We start from the raw sequence: 19,695 nt of genomic DNA on the forward strand, positions 1-19,695 counted from the left end.
CGATACCGTATGAAAAAACCTTATCCTGCTTCTACTATCCAAAACGTCATTAATAGCGCGATTTATCATTTAAACCTACGTGATCATTCCGAATATGAACTGCGCAAAAAACTTGAAGCAAAAACAGAGAATAAAGCGTGGGTTGAAACTGTACTTGAACAAATGAAAAGCTATGGTTACCTAAAAAGCGACCATGCATTTTCATTACATTTCTGCGAATTAGCCTTTAATAGCCAATATGGGCGCAAATACATCCAGCAAAAGCTTAAAACCAAAGGCATCGATGAACTCACCATAGAGCAAGTCATCACGGAAACAATGCAGCGAATGGCGATTTGTGAGCAATCGATGATCAATACTCGATTGGCACGTTTTAAAGACTTCTCAACCACATCGGCAGAGAAAGTCGTCAATGACTTATTAAAACGTGGTTTTAGTATGGAGGACATTTCTCGTGGTATTTCAGAGCATAGCGCATCAGATACCTTATTGACCAAAGCACAAATCAAAGGCAAGAACGCCAATCTTGAAGCTGAAGTGATCAAACTTGCCAAGAAGTTAAAAGGGCGCTCATTAATCGCGCAAGAGCTAAAAATGAAGCATGTTGATATCTCAGAGCTCGATAATGTACTAGATGAACTAACTGAATCAGGCGAAATAGATTTCTACTACAACTGCCAATTAGCTCTAGCCAAGAAACGTTACGATCTCACCGACTTTAAAGAAAAGAGCAAAGCTTATGGTTATCTATCAAGCAAAGGCTTTTCTAGTGATGAAATTAAAGAAGCAATCAATGCTGTGTTAGAAGAATAGAAGATAAACTTACCTATTCCCTTGTACGTATTATCACGCTAAGTCTGATCTATTTTTATACTGCTCTAAACTTTCTGGGTTGGCGATAGCACTTGTGTTTACAACATTTCGTTGGTGGATGGCATCTCTCACCGCTTTTTCTGCTATTTTCCCTGATTTAGTTCTGGGTATTGCAGAAACTTGTAATATTTTTGCGGGAACATGATGGGGAGAGCACTGATTGCGAAGTTGCGTGTTGATACGATTGATTAAGATATTATCGAGCGTTACATCTGGTTGTAGCTGAACAAAGAGAACAATTCGAACATCGTTTTGGTACTGCTGTCCAACAACAACAGAATCGACGACTTCATGAAACGGATTGACTTGACGATAAATTTCAGCAGTGCCAATGCGAATACCACCGGGATTTAAGATTGAATCAGAGCGCCCATAAAAGGTGAGCCCACCGTGATGAGACACACTGACATAATCGCCATGATGCCAAGTGTTGGGGTAGGTATTCCAATAAGCATGGAAATATTTTTCCCCTTTTGGATCTTGACTAAATGCAATGGGTTGATTGGGAAAACTGTTGCAACAGACAAGTTCACCGCATGTATCAAAGATAGCTTCTCCTGCTTGATTAAATACATTAACGTCCATTGCTAAGGCTTTGACTTGGCACTCCCCACGCCACACAGTACCGATTGGATTGCCAATGGCAAAGCAACCACAAATATCGGTTCCGCCTGCAATTGATGAAAGCTGAATATCTTGTTTGATGTGCTTATAGACATAATCAAACTGCTCAGGTGCGAGTACTGAACCTGTAGAGCAAATGATAGCAAGTTGTGACAATGTCACGTACTTGTTCGGTATGATCTGCATTTTTTCTATGGTCTCTAAGTATTTGGCGGAAGTGCCAAATAAGCGAAGGTTTTCTTTGTCTGCCATTTTCCACAATTGATAAGGATCTGGGGATAAAGGCGATCCATCATATAATACGAGTGTTGCGCCTGATGCCAAGCCACTGACTAACCAGTTCCACATCATCCAACCGCAAGTCGTAAAATAAAAAATGGGATCGGAAGGTTTAATATTGCAGTGTAATTGGTGCTCTTTCAGGTGATTTAATAGGGTTCCACCGACAGAGTGAATAATACACTTGGGTTTCCCCGTGGTACCTGATGAATACAATATATACAGCGGATGATCAAAGGGCGTAGGAGTATACGCTAAATCAGGGTAATGAATAACATCTTCCATTTCTTGCCATGTACTCACGGTGATATGAGAAGGTAAGGAAGGACTTTGTAACAGTAGTTTATCGATGGGATTTTGGTTTATATAAGGATAAACAATTAATTTTTTGACACTAGGAAGGGAAGATAAAGCCTCTGCCAATGTGGTTAAACTGGTTATTGTTTTGTTGTTATAAATATAGCCATCGGTAGTAAAAATAACTTTAGGTCGGGTCTGACTAAAGCGTTCAACAACACTTTCAGTCCCGAAATCAGGAGACGTGGATGTCCATACAGCACCTAAAGAGGTGGTCGCTAGCATAGCAATAACTGTTTGCGGAATATTAGGCATGTAAGCGGCAACCACATCGCCTTTTTGTACCCCTTGTTGTTGTAAATACTGTGCGACTATTGCTACTTGCTGGTGGAGTTGTTGCCAAGATAGTCGCTGCTGGGCATGTTGCTTATCTGTATCTTTAAAACTGTGTTCGTTATAAAAAACAATTGCATCTTGTTGGCTTAGCTTCGTGCTGTAAGCAAGTAAATTTTCGGCGAAATTGAGCGTGGCATCAGGAAACCAGCGTTGATCTTTATTGGGAATAGGGCTGTGTGTTGGACAATAGACAATGTTTTCACCTTGGTTGCCAATTACATTGCAAAATTGCCATAGCTGTTGCCAGAATTGGTCACTATGTTTTATAGACCAGCGATGCAATTGGGTATAATCATGAAATAGACGTTTGTGTTGTTCGCTGATCTGCACCATAAATTGATACAGCAAACTATTTTGAATGCGTTTTCGACTTGGCTTCCAGAGACATTGCTTATAATCATCAGTCATTAGTATGTTCTCCGTCCTTCTTAAAATGCGCTATTTTTGTTGAAGAATTAAAGATGAGGTGCTGCTTTGATGAAAGGCTCAAGCTGGTTACAGTGTTTTTCTATAGCGTTAATGGTTGGAAAATTTGATAAATCAATATTAAAACGTCGGGCGTTATACACTTGAGGGATCAAAAATATATCGGCTAAGGTTGGGGCAAGTCCAAAACAGAACTTTTCAGGGTTATTGTTACTGGCAAGCTGCTGTTCTAATGCTGTAAAACCTTGATCTATCCAGTGGTGATACCATTGTTGTTTTTGTTCTACTGTAACGGTTAATTTGCGTTCTAAATAGTTGAGTACACGTAAGTTATTTAACGGATGGATATCACAAGCGATGGATAACGCAAAGGCTCGGCATTGCGCACTTTCTATGGTGTTACAAGGCAGTAAACTTGGTGTTGGATAACATTGCTCAAGATATTCGATAATAGCGAGAGATTGATATATGTAACATTGGTTATGCTCAAGTGTAGGTAATAAACCCGTCGCATTCATGTTTTTGTAGTGGCGACTGTTTTGCTGATTATCAAGCAGCGAGATCGGCACACAGGTATAATCTAGCTGCTTAATGTTTAAGGCAATTCTTACTCGATATGAGGCTGATGAGCGAAAGTAATCATATAGGGTAAATGCCATATTCAGCTCTCTTTGAGTAATTAAGGTACTTGAAGTTAATGCTTAATAAAGGGAATAACGGCTTGTTCAATAGCCCCAAAAATAGAATGTTTATCAGCATCAAACATTTCTATTTTTACGCTATCACCGTATTGCATGAAGGGAGTTTGAGGCTCGCCTTGTTCTATCATTTCCAGCATTCGTTTTTCAGCAATACAACAAGAGCCAGATAACCTATCTACGTTAGAAACTGTTCCTGAACCTATGATAGTGCCAGCGGTTAATGGACGACTTTTGGCTGCATGATGAATTAATTGGGCAAAGTTAAATGTCATATCAACACCTGCGTTGGGGTTACCAAAGAGCTGCTGATTTAAGTGAACATAAAGTCGATTATTGACCTTGTTCTCTTTCCATGACTCGCCTAACTCATCAGGTGTCACCGCGACAGGAGAAAAAGCCGATGAAGGTTTAGATTGAAAAAAACCAAAGCCTTTAGCCAGTTCTGTTGGGATTAAATTTCTTAGCGACACATCGTTAACAAGCATTAACAGTTTAATGTGTTTCTCAGCATTTTTTACGCTTGTCGCCATAGGGACATCATCTGTAATAACGGCTATTTCAGCTTCAAAATCAACGCCCCAATTAAGATCTTCAACTTCGATGGGCTGTGTAGGGTTTAAAAACTGATCTGACATACCTTGATATATTAAAGGGTCTTGCCAAAAGCTTTTTGGCATCTCTGCACCTCTTGCTTTGCGCACCAACTCAACATGATTAACGTAGGCACTACCATCTGCCCATTGAAAAGCGCGAGGAAGGGGAGATGCACAATGCATTGGCTGAAAAACAAAACGATGCTCAAGCATTTTTCTATTTAGTGCGTGATAAAGATCATTAAGAATGGGTTCAACATCAGCCCAATGGTCCAGTGCATATTGCATGGTAGGGGCAATATGTTGAGCTGATACCGCCCATTTAAGATCGCGAGAAACGACAATGAGCTTTCCATCTCTACTTTGTTGTAATGAAGCAAGTTTCATTGTTGTTATCCTTACTTTTATTGTTATTCAGGATGTTGATGACGTTGCCATGACGCCACATAATTATGTAATTCAACCTCACTAACATTGGGTGCAATATCGAGAGGGTTTCGAGTATCTATCATTACTGCTACTTCATCGATAAATGTTTTAGGTGCTTGTTGGCTTTTTATTAAAGCGTTAGGGTGTGGACCATGTGGAAATCCGCAAGGATGAAACGTGATCATGCCGGGTTTAATATTGTCTCGACTGAAAAAATCGCCATGGTGATAAAAAATCACTTCATCATAATCATTATTACTGTGAAAAAAGGGCACTTTTAAAGCGTTAGGATCGCTTTCAACAGGACGAGGTACAAAGGTACACACAATAAAATTATCACTTACAAAGGTAGAGTGTGCTGATGGTGGAAGGTGATACCGATGGCTCATGAGTGGGCGAATGTCACGCCAATTAAGTTTTAGTACCGTTAGATTTCCTTTCCAGCCGATGCTATCTAAGGGATTAAACGGGTAGCAAATTGTATTAATTTGGTTACGCGCTTTTAACAATACCTGCCAATTATCTTCTGTTTGTTGTGCTTTAAATGCAGCATTGATTTTAGGGTATTCAAGTATTGCGGGATCAAAGAGGGCATGTTCACCGACAATCCCATGATCAACACTTTTAAAACTGTTATTGGTTGCTTCAATCATCAACAAAGTAACCGTGTTGGGCGTTTCAATTCGCCATGTTGTAGAGCGAGGAAGCACAAGGTAATCCCCTTCATTAAAAGGCAGATGACCATAATCGCAATACAAATCTCCACTACCTTGATGAACAAACAATAATTCGTCACCATCACCATTTCGCACCAGATGATCCATACTTTTATTGGTTTGCCAAACACGCAGTTTAATATCGCTATTGGATAGCAGTAGTGGTGCATCCCAAGGTGTATCCCCGATTTGGGGCAAAGCTAAGGCATCAAATGCTCTTGGTTTATGTTCACCACACCATGAGACCCAACTTGTTGGCGGATGTTTATGGTACATGTGCGTTGCTGGGCCAAAAAAACCTTCTCGACCGCATTCGCGTTCGAAACTGTCATTGGGTAAGTCACAATGTGCTTGTTTGCTTGATAGCCCTTCAATAATTGGAAACTGAAACCATTTATGCATTCCTTGCCTCATTATTTACTCTTGCTATCACTTAACTGTGGTTGAAAGTGCAGAAATCGCAATATTATTGATTAGATGCAGAATGAAAGATGTTCATTCTTGTTTACATTTTTTGCATCATTAATCAGATTAAGTGTTAGTCAAATTAGGCATTAAAGCCTGTTTTTTAGTGATAAAAATGGCTGATAATAAGGATCACTTCTAATATTTATAGAGTTAATAATAAAAATAATAGTGTCGGTTGGTGGTTAGTCTATAAACGGAGGCTATTATGCAAAAGAAACAGAGTAGTAATCCGACAAAGCATTGTTATGTCTCAAAGCCTGTAGATCGTAATGGGGTTATTACTTGGAATGAAGAAGAAAATGCTATTTGGCATCATCTTATAACTCGCCAACTTCATTGTGTGCAAGGCAAGGCATGCGATGAGTATATAGCGGGTTTAGCTGAATTAGATTTACCTCACGATCATATCCCTCAACTAAAAGAAATAAATCGAGTATTACTCGATACCACAGGTTGGCAATGCGTTGCTGTACCTGCCTTAATTAGTTTTGATCATTTCTTTTCTTTACTCGCACGCAAGCAATTTCCTGTTGCCACCTTTATTCGTACTAAGGCTGATATAGATTATTTGCAAGAGCCTGATTTTTTTCATGAAGTATTTGGACATTGCGCAATGCTAACCAACCCATATTTTGCACAATTTACGCATTTTTATGGAAAACTCGGTGTAAAAGCGACGCATGAGGAAAGAGTTTATTTAGCTAGACTATACTGGTTTACGGTTGAATTTGGTTTACTAAATCAAAATGGTAAATACCAAGTTTATGGTGGTGGTATTTTATCATCGCCACAAGAAACACATTACGCGACGGTCAGTACCATACCGCAACGTGTTGCTTTTGATCCTATAGAGGTAATGAGAACGCCATATAGAATTGACATACTACAGCCTAAATATTTTGTATTGCAAAGTATGGAGCAACTTTACCAAGTGACTAACCAAGATATTTTCGGGTTGGTAGCAGAAGCACAGCGAAAAGGATTACGCGCTGCCACCTTTAGCTAAAAGGAAACGATTAATGACGAGTTTAGATAAATTGAAATGTGAAGCATGCCATTCAGGCTCACCAAAATTAAGTGATGATATTTTAGCTGAATACATGGCGACATTACCAGAATGGCAAATTATTAATCCTAACGGTGTAAATCGTATAACTCGTACATTTAAATTCAGTAATTACAAACAAGCGTGGGAATTTAGCAATAAAGTGTCGCAATTAGCAGAAGAAGAATTTCATCATCCGACGCTTGTTTTAGAGTGGGGAAAAGTAACAGTAACATGGTGGACTCACGACATTAAGGGGATTCATTTAAATGATGTTATCTGTGCAAAGAACACTGAAAAATTGTATTTGAGTTAAATCCGCATAAATCGTGCGTATATCATTTGTTTTCTTGTTATAATACGATGTTTTAAATCGGAATTTGCATTAAAAATAAGGCTTTATTTGTTTTTCTAACTTAAAGTTTCTTGCTCTAAATGCAATGAAGGAAGACAATACGCGCCTGTTTATATTTAGTATGTTTAGGTTTTGTCTAAGCAACACTACTTTTACTGTGTCTCGCTGTTTTAACATTTATTAAATGTATTCAACAGTCTGGTACGATTGCAGTAAGAATAGCGATAGAAAGAAATTAACAATGACAACACAAACGCCACAGCAACAAACTCCATCAGAATTGATGATCGCTTGCGAAGAATGCGGATTGGTAGTCGATATCCCAGATATCAAAGATGGACAAAAGGCGGACTGTCCTCGCTGTGGACATACCTTAGCGAAAAGAATCATCATGCCATTTCATCGCCCTTTAGCGTACGGTCTTGCATGTTTGATTATGTTGGTACTCAGCCTTTCTTTCCCTTTTCTTTCATTTAGCGTGAATGGAATGGGGCAACAAATCATGCTGCTGAATGCCGCAGAAACATTACAGCATTTTGAGAATAGCTTCCTTGCATTACTGTTGATGTTAACCGTATTGGTTTTTCCTGCGGTCTACATCATATTAGTCATGTATCTCTATTACCGTGCAGCGCATGTTAAACGAATTGGGTATGTACGCGGTAACCCTGAAACTATAAAGCTGTTGTGCCGAATATTATTTAAAATTCAGCCTTGGCTAATGGTAGATGTATTTCTCATTGGCGTATTAGTCAGTTTGGTCAAAATTTCAGCGTTAGCGCATATTGGAATGGGATACTCATTCTGGGCATTCTGTATTTACAGCGTTTTGGTTGTAAAATGTGTTTCATTAGTTGATCGAACATGGTTGTGGGATCAGTTTTTTGTCATGAAACACATAGAGGGGGTACATGATGGCGACACACATTTATCAAATAATCATGTGGGATGCCATGTTTGTAACCAAATAAATCCTCTGCCTAATAGCCATCATGCCAAATGTATTCGTTGTGAAAGCAAGCTTCATGGTTTTAATCCATCACATTCATTACAGTATTCATGGGCTTATTTAATCGCTTCGATTATTTTTTATATTCCAGCAAATTTGTATCCTATGATGTATACCGTAAGCCTAGGACAAACCGAAGGTTCCACTATCATGGGTGGTGTGGTGATGTTATGGAAAATGGGGTCTTGGCCAATCGCGGTGGTGATTTTTATTGCCAGTATCTTCATTCCTATGGCAAAAATGTTTGCCTTAGCGTGGCTTTATTACTGTGCAGGTAAAAAGCCGAATGACTCAACACGAGAGTCTGTAAAACGTTTGAAAATCTATCGTATGACAGAATTTATCGGTCGATGGTCTATGGTTGATATTTTTGTTGTCGCGATATTAGTTGCACTTGTGCAGTTGAAAAACTTGATGGCTATTTCACCAGGACCTGCTGCAATCTGCTTTGCAACAGTAGTGGTATTTACCATGTTATCGGCAATGAGTTTCGATCCTCGGGTGTTTTGGGGTGAAAAAAATAAAATTAATTATGGTTCAGAGTTAAACACTACTGAATCTAATCAGTAGTCACTAGCCAGTATTAACGAGAAACAGAAAATGAGTGATAACCAGCCAAATGAGGCTAAAGTACAAAACCTGAAGCAAGTATCTGCAATTTGGATCATTCCTGTTGTGGCTTTGGCTATTGGTATTTGGATGTTTGTTCAATATCTTAATAGTAAAGGGCCTGAAATAACGATTCGCCTTCCTAATGCCTCTGGTATTGAAGTGGGTAAAACCGCGATTAAATCTCTAAATGTGAAAGTCGGTGTTGTCACCAAAGTTCAGCTAAGTAAAGACTATAGCTATATAACAGTGACCGCACAGATGGATAATGATACAGAGCGTATGTTGAAAAACGATACTAAGTTCTGGGTTGTTAAGCCACGAATTGGCAAAGAAGGAGTGTCTGGTTTAGATACGCTTCTTTCTGGTGCGTATATTGAAATGCAACCAGGCCAAGGTAAAGATGATAAATATCATTTTAAAGCGCTAGAAGTCCCCCCTGTTGCACCTGCGGATGCGAAAGGATTACGTGTTGTACTGACAAGTCATGAAGCCGGTAAATTGAGTGTTGGTGACCCAGTATTATATGATGGCTTTACTGTTGGTCGCGTTGAGAAAACGAGCTTTGATATCAATAGTAAACTAGCTAATTACCAATTGTTTATCTTTGAACCTTATAATCGACTAGTACGCACAACCAGTAAGTTCATTATGCAATCTGGTATGAATGTACAAATGAGTGCTGAAGGTTTTAACGTCAAGATTGGATCATTGGAATCGTTAATTACTGGTGGTGTCACATTCCAAACACCATCTGATGATCAAGGTATGGCTCAGAATAAACAATTAAAACATTACCGTTTATTCGATAGTGAGCAAGATTATCACGAGAAAATGTACGATAAGTACTTAAACTTTGTCATGTTATTTAAAGAATCCATTCGTGGTTTGAAAGCGGGAGCACCGATTGAATACCGTGGTATTCAAATTGGTACGGTACAGAAAGTGCCATTGCGTTTACCAAACAGTGAAGAAGGTTTTACAAGCGAACAAATCCCTGTACTGGTACGTATCGATTTAGGTCGAGTATATAACCATTCAGATGAAGGTACATTGGATAATCTGCGTGTAAATCTTGAAAAAGAGTTTAAGAACGGACTTCGTGCAACATTGAAAACCGGTAATTTATTAACAGGTGCGCTATATATTGGCACTGATGTGTACAAAGGCGAGAAACCTGAAAAACTGGCTAAATATGATGGTTACGAAGTCTTTCCAACTAAAGCGGGCGATCTTGCTGAAGTGCAGAAGCAGTTAACTAATTTACTCAATAAATTTAATAAACTTCCTGTAGAAGATACATTGAATTCAATGACTGCGACTTTAAAGGCATCTGAGAAAACAATGAATTCAGCAGCGCGTGTTACACAAGATCTTGATCGTATTCTTAAGCAAAAAGATACTCAGACATTACCGTCTGATATTAAAGCGAGTTTGAAAGAGATCCAAAACACCTTAAATGGCTTTAGCCCAAATGCAGCAGCGTACCAAAATTTACAAGGTGCACTTGTACAATTTGAGCAAGTGATGACGGAACTACAACCCGTACTTCGTCAATTAAATGAGAAGCCAAATTCATTAGTGTTTGGTGATGAGAAAGCGAAAGATCCTATTCCAGTTGGAGGCCGTAAATAATGAAAAAGTGGTTATTAATTGCAGCGGTAGCGCTTGCTGGAACAGGATGTAGCTCAACAGAACCGGCATTAAAAACATATATGTTACCGATGCCAACCAGTGCGAATACGGCACATAACATTAGTAATAAATCATTGTTAATTGTGCGCCCTGTTGAAGTTGCGGCACATCTTGCTGGTACTGGTTTAGTGTATCAAACCAGCCCCACTGAAATTGTTGAAGCGCAGCAAAACCTTTGGGGTGAATCACTGAGTACGCAGTTAACGCGTCGAATCACATTTGATTTACGCCAAAAACAAACTAAGTTTTGGGCAACACAGCTAACACCAACATTGTCTACTGCAGGTATACCACGCTTACAAGTGCGTATTAACCAGTTTAATGGTGTTTATAGCGGTGTTGCTGAAGTGGCAGGTGAATGGTTATTGATTAATGGTAATGGCGATTTACAAACCGTACATCCATTTTCATTCCGTGTACCTTTAGCAAAAGATGGTTATTCAGCGCAAGTGGAAGCACTGTCTAAAGGTGTGGATGAGTTAACGACTCAGTTAGCACGCTCTATCAAGTAGTTTTTGAACAGTAGAGTAAATATTAAGCCGACGTTAAATACGTCGGCTTTTTTATTTTTAAGAATATGAGATTCATTATTGTAATTGGCTTATTTAAATACTAGGGTTTTGTCTTTGATTTTAGAGAGAAAGATGAAATGAAAAAACTAAATGGTTCCTGTTTATGTGGCAAGGTGCAGATAGAAGTGCCTGATGATTTTGAGTATATGGGGAATTGTCATTGTTCTGAATGTCGTAAATTTACGGGGTCAGATTACTCATCGGTGGGAGGATTAAGCTCAGAGAAATTTCGCTTTAAAACAGGTGAAGATGCGGTGTCGATATTTCAAAAAAGTGAAGAAACGGAACTCGCTTTTTGTCGAATCTGTGGTTCAAGTTTGTTTTCAAAGAAACTAAAAACAGGCAAGCATAATATTCGTTTAGGGATTTTAGATGATATTCCAACGCATAAGCCGAGTTTTCATGTTTTCACGGCATCTAAAGCACCATGGAATGACATAACCGATAACTTAATACAGTTTGAGAAAGGCCCTGTTAAATAGCGTATAGATAGACAAGGAAGACAATTAACAAGGAGGTAACTGATGTATATCGGTGAAGTGTCTAAATTAACAGGGGCATCAGCCAAAGCCATACGCTTATATGAATCGTTAGGTTTGTTGGGAACAGTAGTAAGAAAGGGGAGTTATCGGATTTATGATGATAACCATGTTAGAACCGTTATTTTGATTAAAGATGCACAATCTATCGGGGTTAGTCTTGCTGAATTTAAGAGGCTGCTAGGAGATAAAACAGTGCTAAGTTGGGATGTTGTAAGCACATTTCTTGATCAGAAAAGTAGAGCAATTGAAGAACAAATTAACCTATTGCACCAGCAGCAATCGATGATCAAAACATACCAAGACAATATTAATAAGTGTTTAGAAACTAATTGACTCTTCCCTACAGGGCAAGGTGTAAACTGAGCTTAAAAAGGGAGAGATATTTATGTGTATTAAGCTTCAATAGTAAATAGAAAATTATATTCTAGGGGGAGTAAACGAAGATTGTAGTGTTAGACATGTAACTAATTCTAAATGAACATAAATACATAGTTATACGTGATCGAAGCAATGAAGTAGTGTATTAGCATTCTAACACCATGAACTTATTATTTTAGACGATGTAATTATTTTCTATATTTTATTTTTTATACCAAGAAATATAATCAAAAATTCAGCCAAAAATAAGTGTAGTAGTCAATAAATACTGGTCTTATTTTAGAGGTTTACCAATATGGTTGTCAGACTTATTAGATATTAATCCGCCATTATATTGATGTAGTTGTAATTGGCTAAAATAGTGATATCACTACTTTCATAGAGCTGTTAAAAACAAAAGATCTTAGTAAAAATGTTGCGAATATGTGTTTATATTTCCGAGATTTTCACATTTCATCTAATAGTGTGAGTATACTATCAATAAGAATATTATTTCTTTATTCTGAAATATGACGTGAGTGGCTCATGAAACAGTATATTTCTCTTAATATATTCATATTGGTATTTTTTATAACTGCTTGTAATAATGACAATAGCGTTACAGATACAGTAACTGATAACAATAGCGTGTCAGTTATAGACACAGGAATTGATGACAATAGCGCCTCAGTTATTGATACAGGAACAGATGCAACTCAATCAGGTAAAGCAACCGTCTCTGGTACTGCGGCAGTTGGTGCTGGTTTAAAAGGACATTCTTTGGATTTGTTTGAACTCGATCCAACTAATAGCTCTCAACCGAAATTATTAGAAACAATAACGCTAGATGAGTCGAGTAAGTTTGAAGTTTCAATCCCAATGTCGACGGATACGAGTTCAAGAGTGTTCCTTGCACAAGTTAAAGATTTAGAATCACCTGATACTGTTGTTATCGAGTCAATTATTTTTGGGCAAGACTTTGATAAATCAGTAAAGATAACGCCTTTCACCAATCTCATCGCAAAAAGCCTGCTTAAAAGTGAAACAGCATTAGATTTAGCTTCTATGAGGCGAGAGTACGATCAAGTTGCCAGTAGTGTTGTAGCCATACTCAATCCTGTTGCAGAGGCGTTAGGCTCTTCGCTTGATATTGACTCTCTGTTGTTTGGTGATTTCTTTGTAGAATCAAGTGGTCATGATGAACTAATTGAAGCAGTCACGTTTGATTGTAATGATTCAAATTGTGCTGTTGATTTTGCAAGTGATAAAGTCAAAGAGAAAGTGATCGAGCTAGGGGTTGAAACTGAATTTACTATTAATGAGACATTAATAGATAAACTAACACAGGCGGGCTTTGCTCTTGATGAATTGAAAACTAGCCCAACCGCCGATTTTGACTTTACAGCAAGTATTAAAGAAGCCGGCCCTGTGGTGGTACTCTTTTCATATGATGCTTCTTGGGGCCAGCCAGGTGATTCATGGGCTGGATACAGCGGTAAGATCAAATTGATAAACCTTACCGACACCCCTTTAGATGTGGCAAATAAATCCATAACGATGATTTCAGAAAAGCTGAGCATGAGCGGTGCTTGGGGCGCTGAGCTTCAAGAGAAAAAAATAGATAATAATAAAACCAAATACACGTTTACGATCCCTCATTACGCCCAGCCTTTGCAAAAAGATGAACACCGAGTCATTGGTTTTAATGGTAAAGGCATTGCATCGGAGGTAAATGACTTAACCCGCTGCCGCTATGAAAATGATAGCTGCATCATCAAATACGATGACACATTATCAACTTACGTTGGTGGCAGTTCTTTTGTGATTAGTGTCGATAGTGAAGAAGTTGTTGAAGATGGTGATATCACCGATGACGTTAACGAGAGTGGGGCAAATCTTGGCCGAGAACCAATTGTCGATGACCAAAATACAGTTATCGACATTACCTTAGAAAAATCTGGCTCACCTTGGTCAACGGGGTTTAATGGTGTGATCAAATTCATATCGCCAGTGGCGACCTCTTCTTGGACTTTGACGTTTTTAAAGCCAGCTGATGTGAATGATATTAGCATGTGGTCACACGGAGGGGGATTACAAACGGTGGGTGGACAATCGTTTATCAATGTTAACAACAAAAGCTGGAATGGCGTTTTGACTCCTAATATTGAAAATTCAATTGGTGCCAGTGTTCAAGGTAAGGGCACTTATGGCGCAATATCGAGTGATAGCTGTACTTTAACGCTTGATAGCACTAATTACCCTTGTCAGTTGATAGCTAACGAAAATGCAACCAGTGTAGAAGATCTTTCTAATATTAATAGTGTTGGTATAACCCCTGCAGTTATCATTGATGATAATGAGACTGTCGATTCAGGTAACGAGTCTATTGTGGTCGACAATACACCCACAGATATTCCTGCTGCGTTGGTGAAAGGCAGTGGTGTGACTCAAAGTAAAACTCCAAAGAATATGACGTTTACTTCACCGAGTGATTTTAAAGGTAAAGTCGTTGCAGGTTATCTATCTGATTGGAGTGTATATGGTCGTGGTTTTGACGTTGAACGCTTACTAAAAGATGATACCTTTCCCTATAACAAACTGGTTTTTGCATTTTTAGCTATTTGTGGTGATCAAGGTTCGCTTTCTGGAAAAATTCGAGCGCAGTGTGCCGCGGAAGGTAAAAAAGATTTTGAGGTGGTCTTTTTAGATCCATGGGCAGACTTTGGTTTAAGCGTCAGTTCTCGCCAAAAGGGTAACCCTTATGTTGATGGTTTTAGTAAGGGGATTATTGAACAGCTCGATTACATTAAAAAACGAGTCCCTAACATTAGCATCTCAGCCAGTATTGGTGGCTGGACTATGTCAGAGCCATTCCATCGCATGGCAGCCAATCCGGTACATATTGCAACCTTCGTTAATTCATTAAAAGAATTACAAGATAAATATGGCTTTACTGGTTTTGATATCGACTGGGAATTTCCTGGTCATGGTGGTGCTTCGGGTAAATTCACATCAAATGATGGTCAATATTTTAAGGACTTGGTCTGTGCTGTGAAGGCAGGCCTTGGTGATGACATTGAAGTATCTAGTGCGGTAGGGGCAACGAAAACATATATTGATCATATCGGCGCATATTATAAAACCATTTATGACCAAGGCTGTCTTGATTACATTTATATGATGAATTACGACTACTTCGGCGCATGGGATGATAAAATTGGTCATCAAACGAGTGTGATGCCGTCCTCTTCACTAACAGGGGGAATACCTAATGACGATGATACACGGTGGAGTGTCAATGCCGCTATCAAGTTATTTGAGCAAGCCGGTTTTAAGCGTGATCGTTTATTGATGGGGATTGCCAATTACGGTCGAGGTTTTAAATCTCTTGATTTAACCATCAATCAGCAAGGTGCGCTTGGCGGGACGAAAACCTCTACATCACCATCGTCAGGTACGTTTGAAAGTGGAGTAGTGGAAGGCTACGATCTTTGGCGCAATGTAGTTGGTGAAGATCTACAGGGGCGTGGCGATTTTGCACTTTATAGCGATTTTGAAGCTCACGCTGATGTATATTTCAATAAAGTCACTGGCGATTACATTTCGATAGACACGCCACGAACCGCCTATATGAAAGCGAAGTTGGCTGATGTTTTGGGGTTAGCGGGCGCTTTCGTTTGGACTATTGAGCAAGATGATGGTCGCATTGTTACCGCAATGCAAGATGGATTTGGCCTTAATGGTGATGTGCCATCTGAGCGTGCGATAACCTACTCCGCCTGCGGTATTCCATTTAAAGATGACGAAGAGAATTTGTGTGCAGAGCTTTATAGTGGACTCAATAATTTCTCATCTGGTAGTGGTTCAGGTAGTAGCATTGCTACTATCCTCAATGCAGCCGTTAGCCTTCCTTCGCCAGGGCAAACTGTTCGTGTAGTGGATGGTATAATCGTAGACATTGGAACTGGAACAGATACAACTCCAGCACCAGATCTAGATCAAAATGTGGTTCCTGATTCTCACATTATTTATCGTTCAGAGCTCAATCAACATCAAACGAATGCAGAAAGTGCATACAAAGAAAGTATTAATGCTGCTAAAAGCCTACTCAGAACACGGGATAATACTATTGTTGAGGCAGTCTCCCCACTAAATACAACTAACCCTGATAACGTCAAGCGTGTTGAAAGCATGTTTAATCAAAGTAATTGGGATGAATTGTTTTCTCACGCTGCGCCTGAATACTCTTATACTAACTTCTTAAAGGCTGTCGCTAAGTTCCCTGCATTGTGTGATACCTACACCGATGGACGTGATAGCGACGCTATTTGTCGTAAGTCACTCGCAACTATGTTTGCTCATTTTGTGCAGGAAACCGGTAAAAACTCTGAATATGATGGTGATACATGGAAACAAGGCTTGCACTACGTTCGAGAGATGGGATGGACTGAAACCTCACGAGATGGATACAACGGCAATTGTGATGTTTCTAGCGATTTTGCCAGTCGAGTGTGGCCGTGTGGTAAGTTTGAAAACGGTGACTACAAGTCCTATTTTGGTCGTGGGGCTAAACAATTAAGTTACAACTATAACTACGGACCTTTCTCTAACGCGATGTACGGTGATGTGTCTATATTGCTTAATAATCCAGAGATGGTTGCTGATACATGGCTTAATATCGCTTCCGCTATCTTTTTTTATGTGTATCCACAGCCACCTAAACCATCAATGTTGAGTGTCATTGATGGCTCTTGGACACCTAATCAAGCTGATATCGATGCAGGTTTAAATAACGGTTTCGGTATGACCATTCACATAATAAATGGTGGGCTTGAATGCGGCTCTGGTAACGAAGATGCGAGAGCTCAAAATCGTATAAATTATTATAACGAATTTGCTAATTACTTATCAGTGACAACTCCAGCCGATGAGGTGCTTGGTTGTAAAAATATGGCTCAATTCTCTGATGTTACCGGTGGTTCCGGCTCTGTTCCTATTTATTGGGAGCAAGATTGGTCAAGCCCATATAAATGTAAATTAGTTAACTATCAAACAGCTTACACAACGTTTGATATAGGTGGGTACGAAAAGTGTGTTAAGGACAAATATCCTGATGTAGTTATTTTGGAGGATGGCGATAGCCCTATTGTTAATGATGACTCAAAAGATACAGAGACTGTAGGTGATGGTGATGCCGTTGGTGATTCAGATGGTACAGACACTGCAGATGTAGGTGATGGCGTTGATGATTCAGATGGTACAGACACTGCAGGTGTAGGTGATGGCGTTGATGATTCAGATGGTACAGACACTGCAGGTGTAGGTGATGGCGTTGATGATTCAGATAGTATAGACAATGGAGACGTAAGTGATGATAATGATTTGAACACTCCTACAAATGCACTGTGTCAATCTTTCAATATTTACCCGAACTGGCCTGCAAATGATCATGCTGATGGTGGAGATATCGTAGTTTATGATGATATTGCTTACAAAGCATCATGGTGGACAAACACAATACCAGGTAGTGATGAATCATGGACATTACATTTACGATGTGACGGCGTAGAGCCCTCGTCACAAACTTCTCTAAAAATGCCAAACCCCAAAGATCCTATTGATCTTAACATGCGACATTGGCCAAATTATCTTTCTATATCGGCACCAAATTTAAATCTTTCAGAAAATATACCAAGTACTGTTAGATTCGAATTACCAGTTTTAAACCAACTTACAGATAGTAATCACTTAACCGATCATTTTAAATCTTTGGCTGAACAATTATTACTTAATGAAGAAAGCAATATTACTATTTTGCTTTCCAGTGATATGTTTGATATGAATTATCAGGACGAACTTTCAACATTAGATAATATTCCTGTAAATTTAGCTCTGACTAACGCTATTGCAGTAAATAATATTCCTTTAGATAGCTCATTACTAAATTCATTATCAGATGATGTCAAAGGTTTACTTAAAGCACATAATTTACTAATTAGTCAATTACTTCCTGATGCAAATATTGGGTGGCAGGTGATAATTGGTGATTTTGCCTATGATCAACACTCTGGTGGTTATCGTTCAGTTTGGAACATGGCTTCATTACCGGTAGTTAATTTGCTTACAGATTACGAACTTTATAGTGGTGAGTACTCTGCTCATTTTGTTGTATTTAGTAAATCATCAATGACTCCAGCATTAGATAACGACCAGTGGGATAATGCTCTTCGATTTATTAAACAAGTCACAGATACTCTGAATGTCCCTGCTATGCTAGCTTCGATACCAAGTAACCAAGCTGGTAATTACTTTTTAGGTTTGACTTCAGCAGATAGAAAGCTTCGACACGCAGCATACCATAATATATTTTCGATTCAGTTTGATACTGTAGATATGGCTTTGCAGAATAAAATAGAATCTTACTTACAAAATAAATTGCCTCTCTACAATTCGGGAGGTGGTATGTCAATTTCGGATAGCACATTAACAAATATTACTTCGTTAAATGACGAATTAATAAGCGTTACAACGAAAATGAACAATCAAGTTCTTCTTTACGAGACGCCGAATAACGGTTGGGAGCCTTCAAATGTATACAAATGGGATGACTTTTTAACTGCTCTTCATACAATGCATAACATTGGTGTCTCTGGTACTAAATTTTGGCTGACTGATATTGATGCAATAGATGAGAAAAATATTCAATATGCCAAAGTCGCAATTGCTGCATTTTTAGCACAATCTATGCAAGAAACCATACAATATGATGCTTGTGATGAAAATAATTGGGCTCAAATAAAATACGGTGCTCCTGTTGATTATCCCATGAGTGCATCATGTGGTCAGTTAGGACAAAAATATGCTGACTACGGTGTTGATAAAAATACGAATCTTGATCATCCTTATTCTTGTCCACGAACACCTAAAATAGAAGTTACAGCAACGACTCACGCTAAGTGGTATGGCGCACCTAGTCCTATATTTGCCGCACCTGATTCTGTTCTCGAGGCTGCAGGCTTATTAGTAAATGGCTCTGTTGGTCGATGGGATTTGTCAAATTCTTGGTGTGACTCACCACCAGTTGAAATCGATCATACCAAACAAGCATGGGAGCGTGATTCATGCAATGTATATGTAGGCCAGAAAGATGGTAAATTCGTATGGGATGGCAGTTCTGATACATCTGTTGAGGGGTGCGCTTGGTGGGGAAGAGGCGTCATCCAAACAACAGGTCGCAGAAATTTTGGTACCTTGAATCACTTTTTAGGTAGAAGCCATGTTGACCCAAGTACATTTGGCACTACTATCGAAGGCGATACTGTCGTTATGGCGCCTCCAGGTGATCCAATATATGCAAAATTAGACCTTTGCTCTAACCCTCAATTAATATGTACAACTGAAGAATATCCTGAATTGAAATGGATAGCGGGTTTATTTTTCTGGATGACATCCGTTCAAGCCTATAGCAATCCAGGCGGTCCATATGAAAGTTGGAATTATTACGATGAGTTGAAAAAATATGTCGATGATGGCCTTGTTGGAAATAACTTCATTGATGCTGTATCTGGCATTGTAAATAGGGGATGTCCCGCCGATCATTGTGAAACGGGTGAAGTGCATGAAATACAAGGTCGTCGTGATAACTTTATTAAAGTACTCAAAGCACTTGGTCTTGATCCAAAATAATAACGTATCAAGATGATATTTTA

The 19,695-nt window shown here is 38.9% G+C and carries 13 protein-coding genes; 9 read left to right on the forward strand and 4 right to left on the reverse strand.

The annotated features are described in order from the left end of the window. Positions 1-9: 9 nt before the first annotated feature. On the forward strand, positions 10-813 hold the full coding sequence (locus C9J42_RS08505; protein WP_107287902.1) for a RecX family transcriptional regulator: 804 nt from the start codon (positions 10-12) through the stop codon (positions 811-813). A gap of 33 nt (positions 814-846) precedes the next feature. Here C9J42_RS08505 and C9J42_RS08510 read toward each other — a convergent pair whose 3' ends face one another. The 4 genes from C9J42_RS08510 to C9J42_RS08525 are packed head-to-tail and all read right to left on the reverse strand — an operon-like array spanning position 847 to position 5,736. Further along, on the reverse strand, positions 847-2,877 hold the full coding sequence (locus C9J42_RS08510; protein ID WP_107287901.1) for an acetoacetate--CoA ligase: 2,031 nt from the start codon (positions 2,875-2,877) through the stop codon (positions 847-849). A gap of 47 nt (positions 2,878-2,924) precedes the next feature. Further along, complete coding sequence (gene maiA, locus C9J42_RS08515) at positions 2,925-3,554, reverse strand: maleylacetoacetate isomerase (RefSeq protein ID WP_107247934.1); 630 nt, start codon at positions 3,552-3,554, stop codon at positions 2,925-2,927. 35 nt (positions 3,555-3,589) lie between these two features. Continuing rightward, complete coding sequence (locus C9J42_RS08520) at positions 3,590-4,576, reverse strand: fumarylacetoacetate hydrolase family protein (protein ID WP_107247935.1); 987 nt, start codon at positions 4,574-4,576, stop codon at positions 3,590-3,592. A gap of 23 nt (positions 4,577-4,599) precedes the next feature. After that, positions 4,600-5,736, reverse strand: coding sequence for a homogentisate 1,2-dioxygenase (locus C9J42_RS08525; RefSeq protein ID WP_107287900.1), 1,137 nt, complete (start codon positions 5,734-5,736; stop codon positions 4,600-4,602). 271 nt (positions 5,737-6,007) lie between these two features. On the opposite strand from C9J42_RS08525, the gene phhA reads away from it, so the two are divergent. The 8 genes from phhA (at position 6,008) to C9J42_RS21615 (ending at position 19,672) form a co-directional block, all read left to right on the forward strand. Continuing rightward, positions 6,008-6,808 carry a phenylalanine 4-monooxygenase gene (gene phhA / locus C9J42_RS08530; protein ID WP_107206965.1) on the forward strand — a complete coding sequence of 267 codons (801 nt, stop codon included), beginning with the start codon at positions 6,008-6,010 and terminating at the stop codon, positions 6,806-6,808. Positions 6,809-6,821: 13 nt separating this feature from the next. Further along, positions 6,822-7,163: a 4a-hydroxytetrahydrobiopterin dehydratase gene (locus C9J42_RS08535; RefSeq protein WP_107206966.1), complete on the forward strand. Its 342-nt coding sequence runs from the start codon at positions 6,822-6,824 to the stop codon at positions 7,161-7,163. Positions 7,164-7,443: 280 nt separating this feature from the next. Beyond that, positions 7,444-8,781 carry a paraquat-inducible protein A gene (locus tag C9J42_RS08540; protein WP_107206967.1) on the forward strand — a complete coding sequence of 446 codons (1,338 nt, stop codon included), beginning with the start codon at positions 7,444-7,446 and terminating at the stop codon, positions 8,779-8,781. A 30-nt stretch (positions 8,782-8,811) separates the two neighbouring features. Further along, the gene (pqiB, locus tag C9J42_RS08545) at positions 8,812-10,455 is read left to right on the forward strand and encodes an intermembrane transport protein PqiB (protein ID WP_107247937.1); all 1,644 of its coding nucleotides are present in this window, start codon (positions 8,812-8,814) and stop codon (positions 10,453-10,455) included. Continuing rightward, entirely contained in the window at positions 10,455-11,027 is a 573-nt protein-coding gene (locus C9J42_RS08550) for a membrane integrity-associated transporter subunit PqiC (RefSeq protein WP_107206969.1), read from the forward strand. The genes pqiB and C9J42_RS08550 overlap by 1 nt, the downstream gene beginning before the upstream one ends. 137 nt (positions 11,028-11,164) lie before the next feature. Beyond that, positions 11,165-11,569 carry a GFA family protein gene (locus C9J42_RS08555; protein WP_107261409.1) on the forward strand — a complete coding sequence of 135 codons (405 nt, stop codon included), beginning with the start codon at positions 11,165-11,167 and terminating at the stop codon, positions 11,567-11,569. 42 nt (positions 11,570-11,611) lie between these two features. Next, the gene (locus tag C9J42_RS08560) at positions 11,612-11,962 is read left to right on the forward strand and encodes a MerR family transcriptional regulator (RefSeq protein ID WP_107287899.1); all 351 of its coding nucleotides are present in this window, start codon (positions 11,612-11,614) and stop codon (positions 11,960-11,962) included. A gap of 672 nt (positions 11,963-12,634) precedes the next feature. After that, positions 12,635-19,672 (forward strand): glycosyl hydrolase family 18 protein, encoded by a 7,038-nt coding sequence (locus C9J42_RS21615; protein WP_199189322.1) that lies wholly within the window; start codon positions 12,635-12,637, stop codon positions 19,670-19,672. The last annotated feature ends 23 nt before the right edge of the window (positions 19,673-19,695 follow it).

Source organism: Photobacterium sp. GB-56, assembly GCF_003026105.1.
Taxonomy (GTDB): Bacteria; Pseudomonadota; Gammaproteobacteria; order Enterobacterales; family Vibrionaceae; genus Photobacterium.

Bases quoted from the DNA above. Each gene is read 5' to 3' on its own strand.
- C9J42_RS08505 (WP_107287902.1), top strand. From the start codon at position 10: ATGAAAAAACCTTATCCTGCTTCTACTATCCAAAACGTCATTAATAGC.
- C9J42_RS08510 (WP_107287901.1), bottom strand. From the start codon at position 2,877: ATGACTGATGATTATAAGCAATGTCTCTGGAAGCCAAGTCGAAAACGC.
- maiA (WP_107247934.1), bottom strand. From the start codon at position 3,554: ATGGCATTTACCCTATATGATTACTTTCGCTCATCAGCCTCATATCGA.
- C9J42_RS08520 (WP_107247935.1), bottom strand. From the start codon at position 4,576: ATGAAACTTGCTTCATTACAACAAAGTAGAGATGGAAAGCTCATTGTC.
- C9J42_RS08525 (WP_107287900.1), bottom strand. From the start codon at position 5,736: ATGCATAAATGGTTTCAGTTTCCAATTATTGAAGGGCTATCAAGCAAA.
- phhA (WP_107206965.1), top strand. From the start codon at position 6,008: ATGCAAAAGAAACAGAGTAGTAATCCGACAAAGCATTGTTATGTCTCA.
- C9J42_RS08535 (WP_107206966.1), top strand. From the start codon at position 6,822: ATGACGAGTTTAGATAAATTGAAATGTGAAGCATGCCATTCAGGCTCA.
- C9J42_RS08540 (WP_107206967.1), top strand. From the start codon at position 7,444: ATGACAACACAAACGCCACAGCAACAAACTCCATCAGAATTGATGATC.
- pqiB (WP_107247937.1), top strand. From the start codon at position 8,812: ATGAGTGATAACCAGCCAAATGAGGCTAAAGTACAAAACCTGAAGCAA.
- C9J42_RS08550 (WP_107206969.1), top strand. From the start codon at position 10,455: ATGAAAAAGTGGTTATTAATTGCAGCGGTAGCGCTTGCTGGAACAGGA.
- C9J42_RS08555 (WP_107261409.1), top strand. From the start codon at position 11,165: ATGAAAAAACTAAATGGTTCCTGTTTATGTGGCAAGGTGCAGATAGAA.
- C9J42_RS08560 (WP_107287899.1), top strand. From the start codon at position 11,612: ATGTATATCGGTGAAGTGTCTAAATTAACAGGGGCATCAGCCAAAGCC.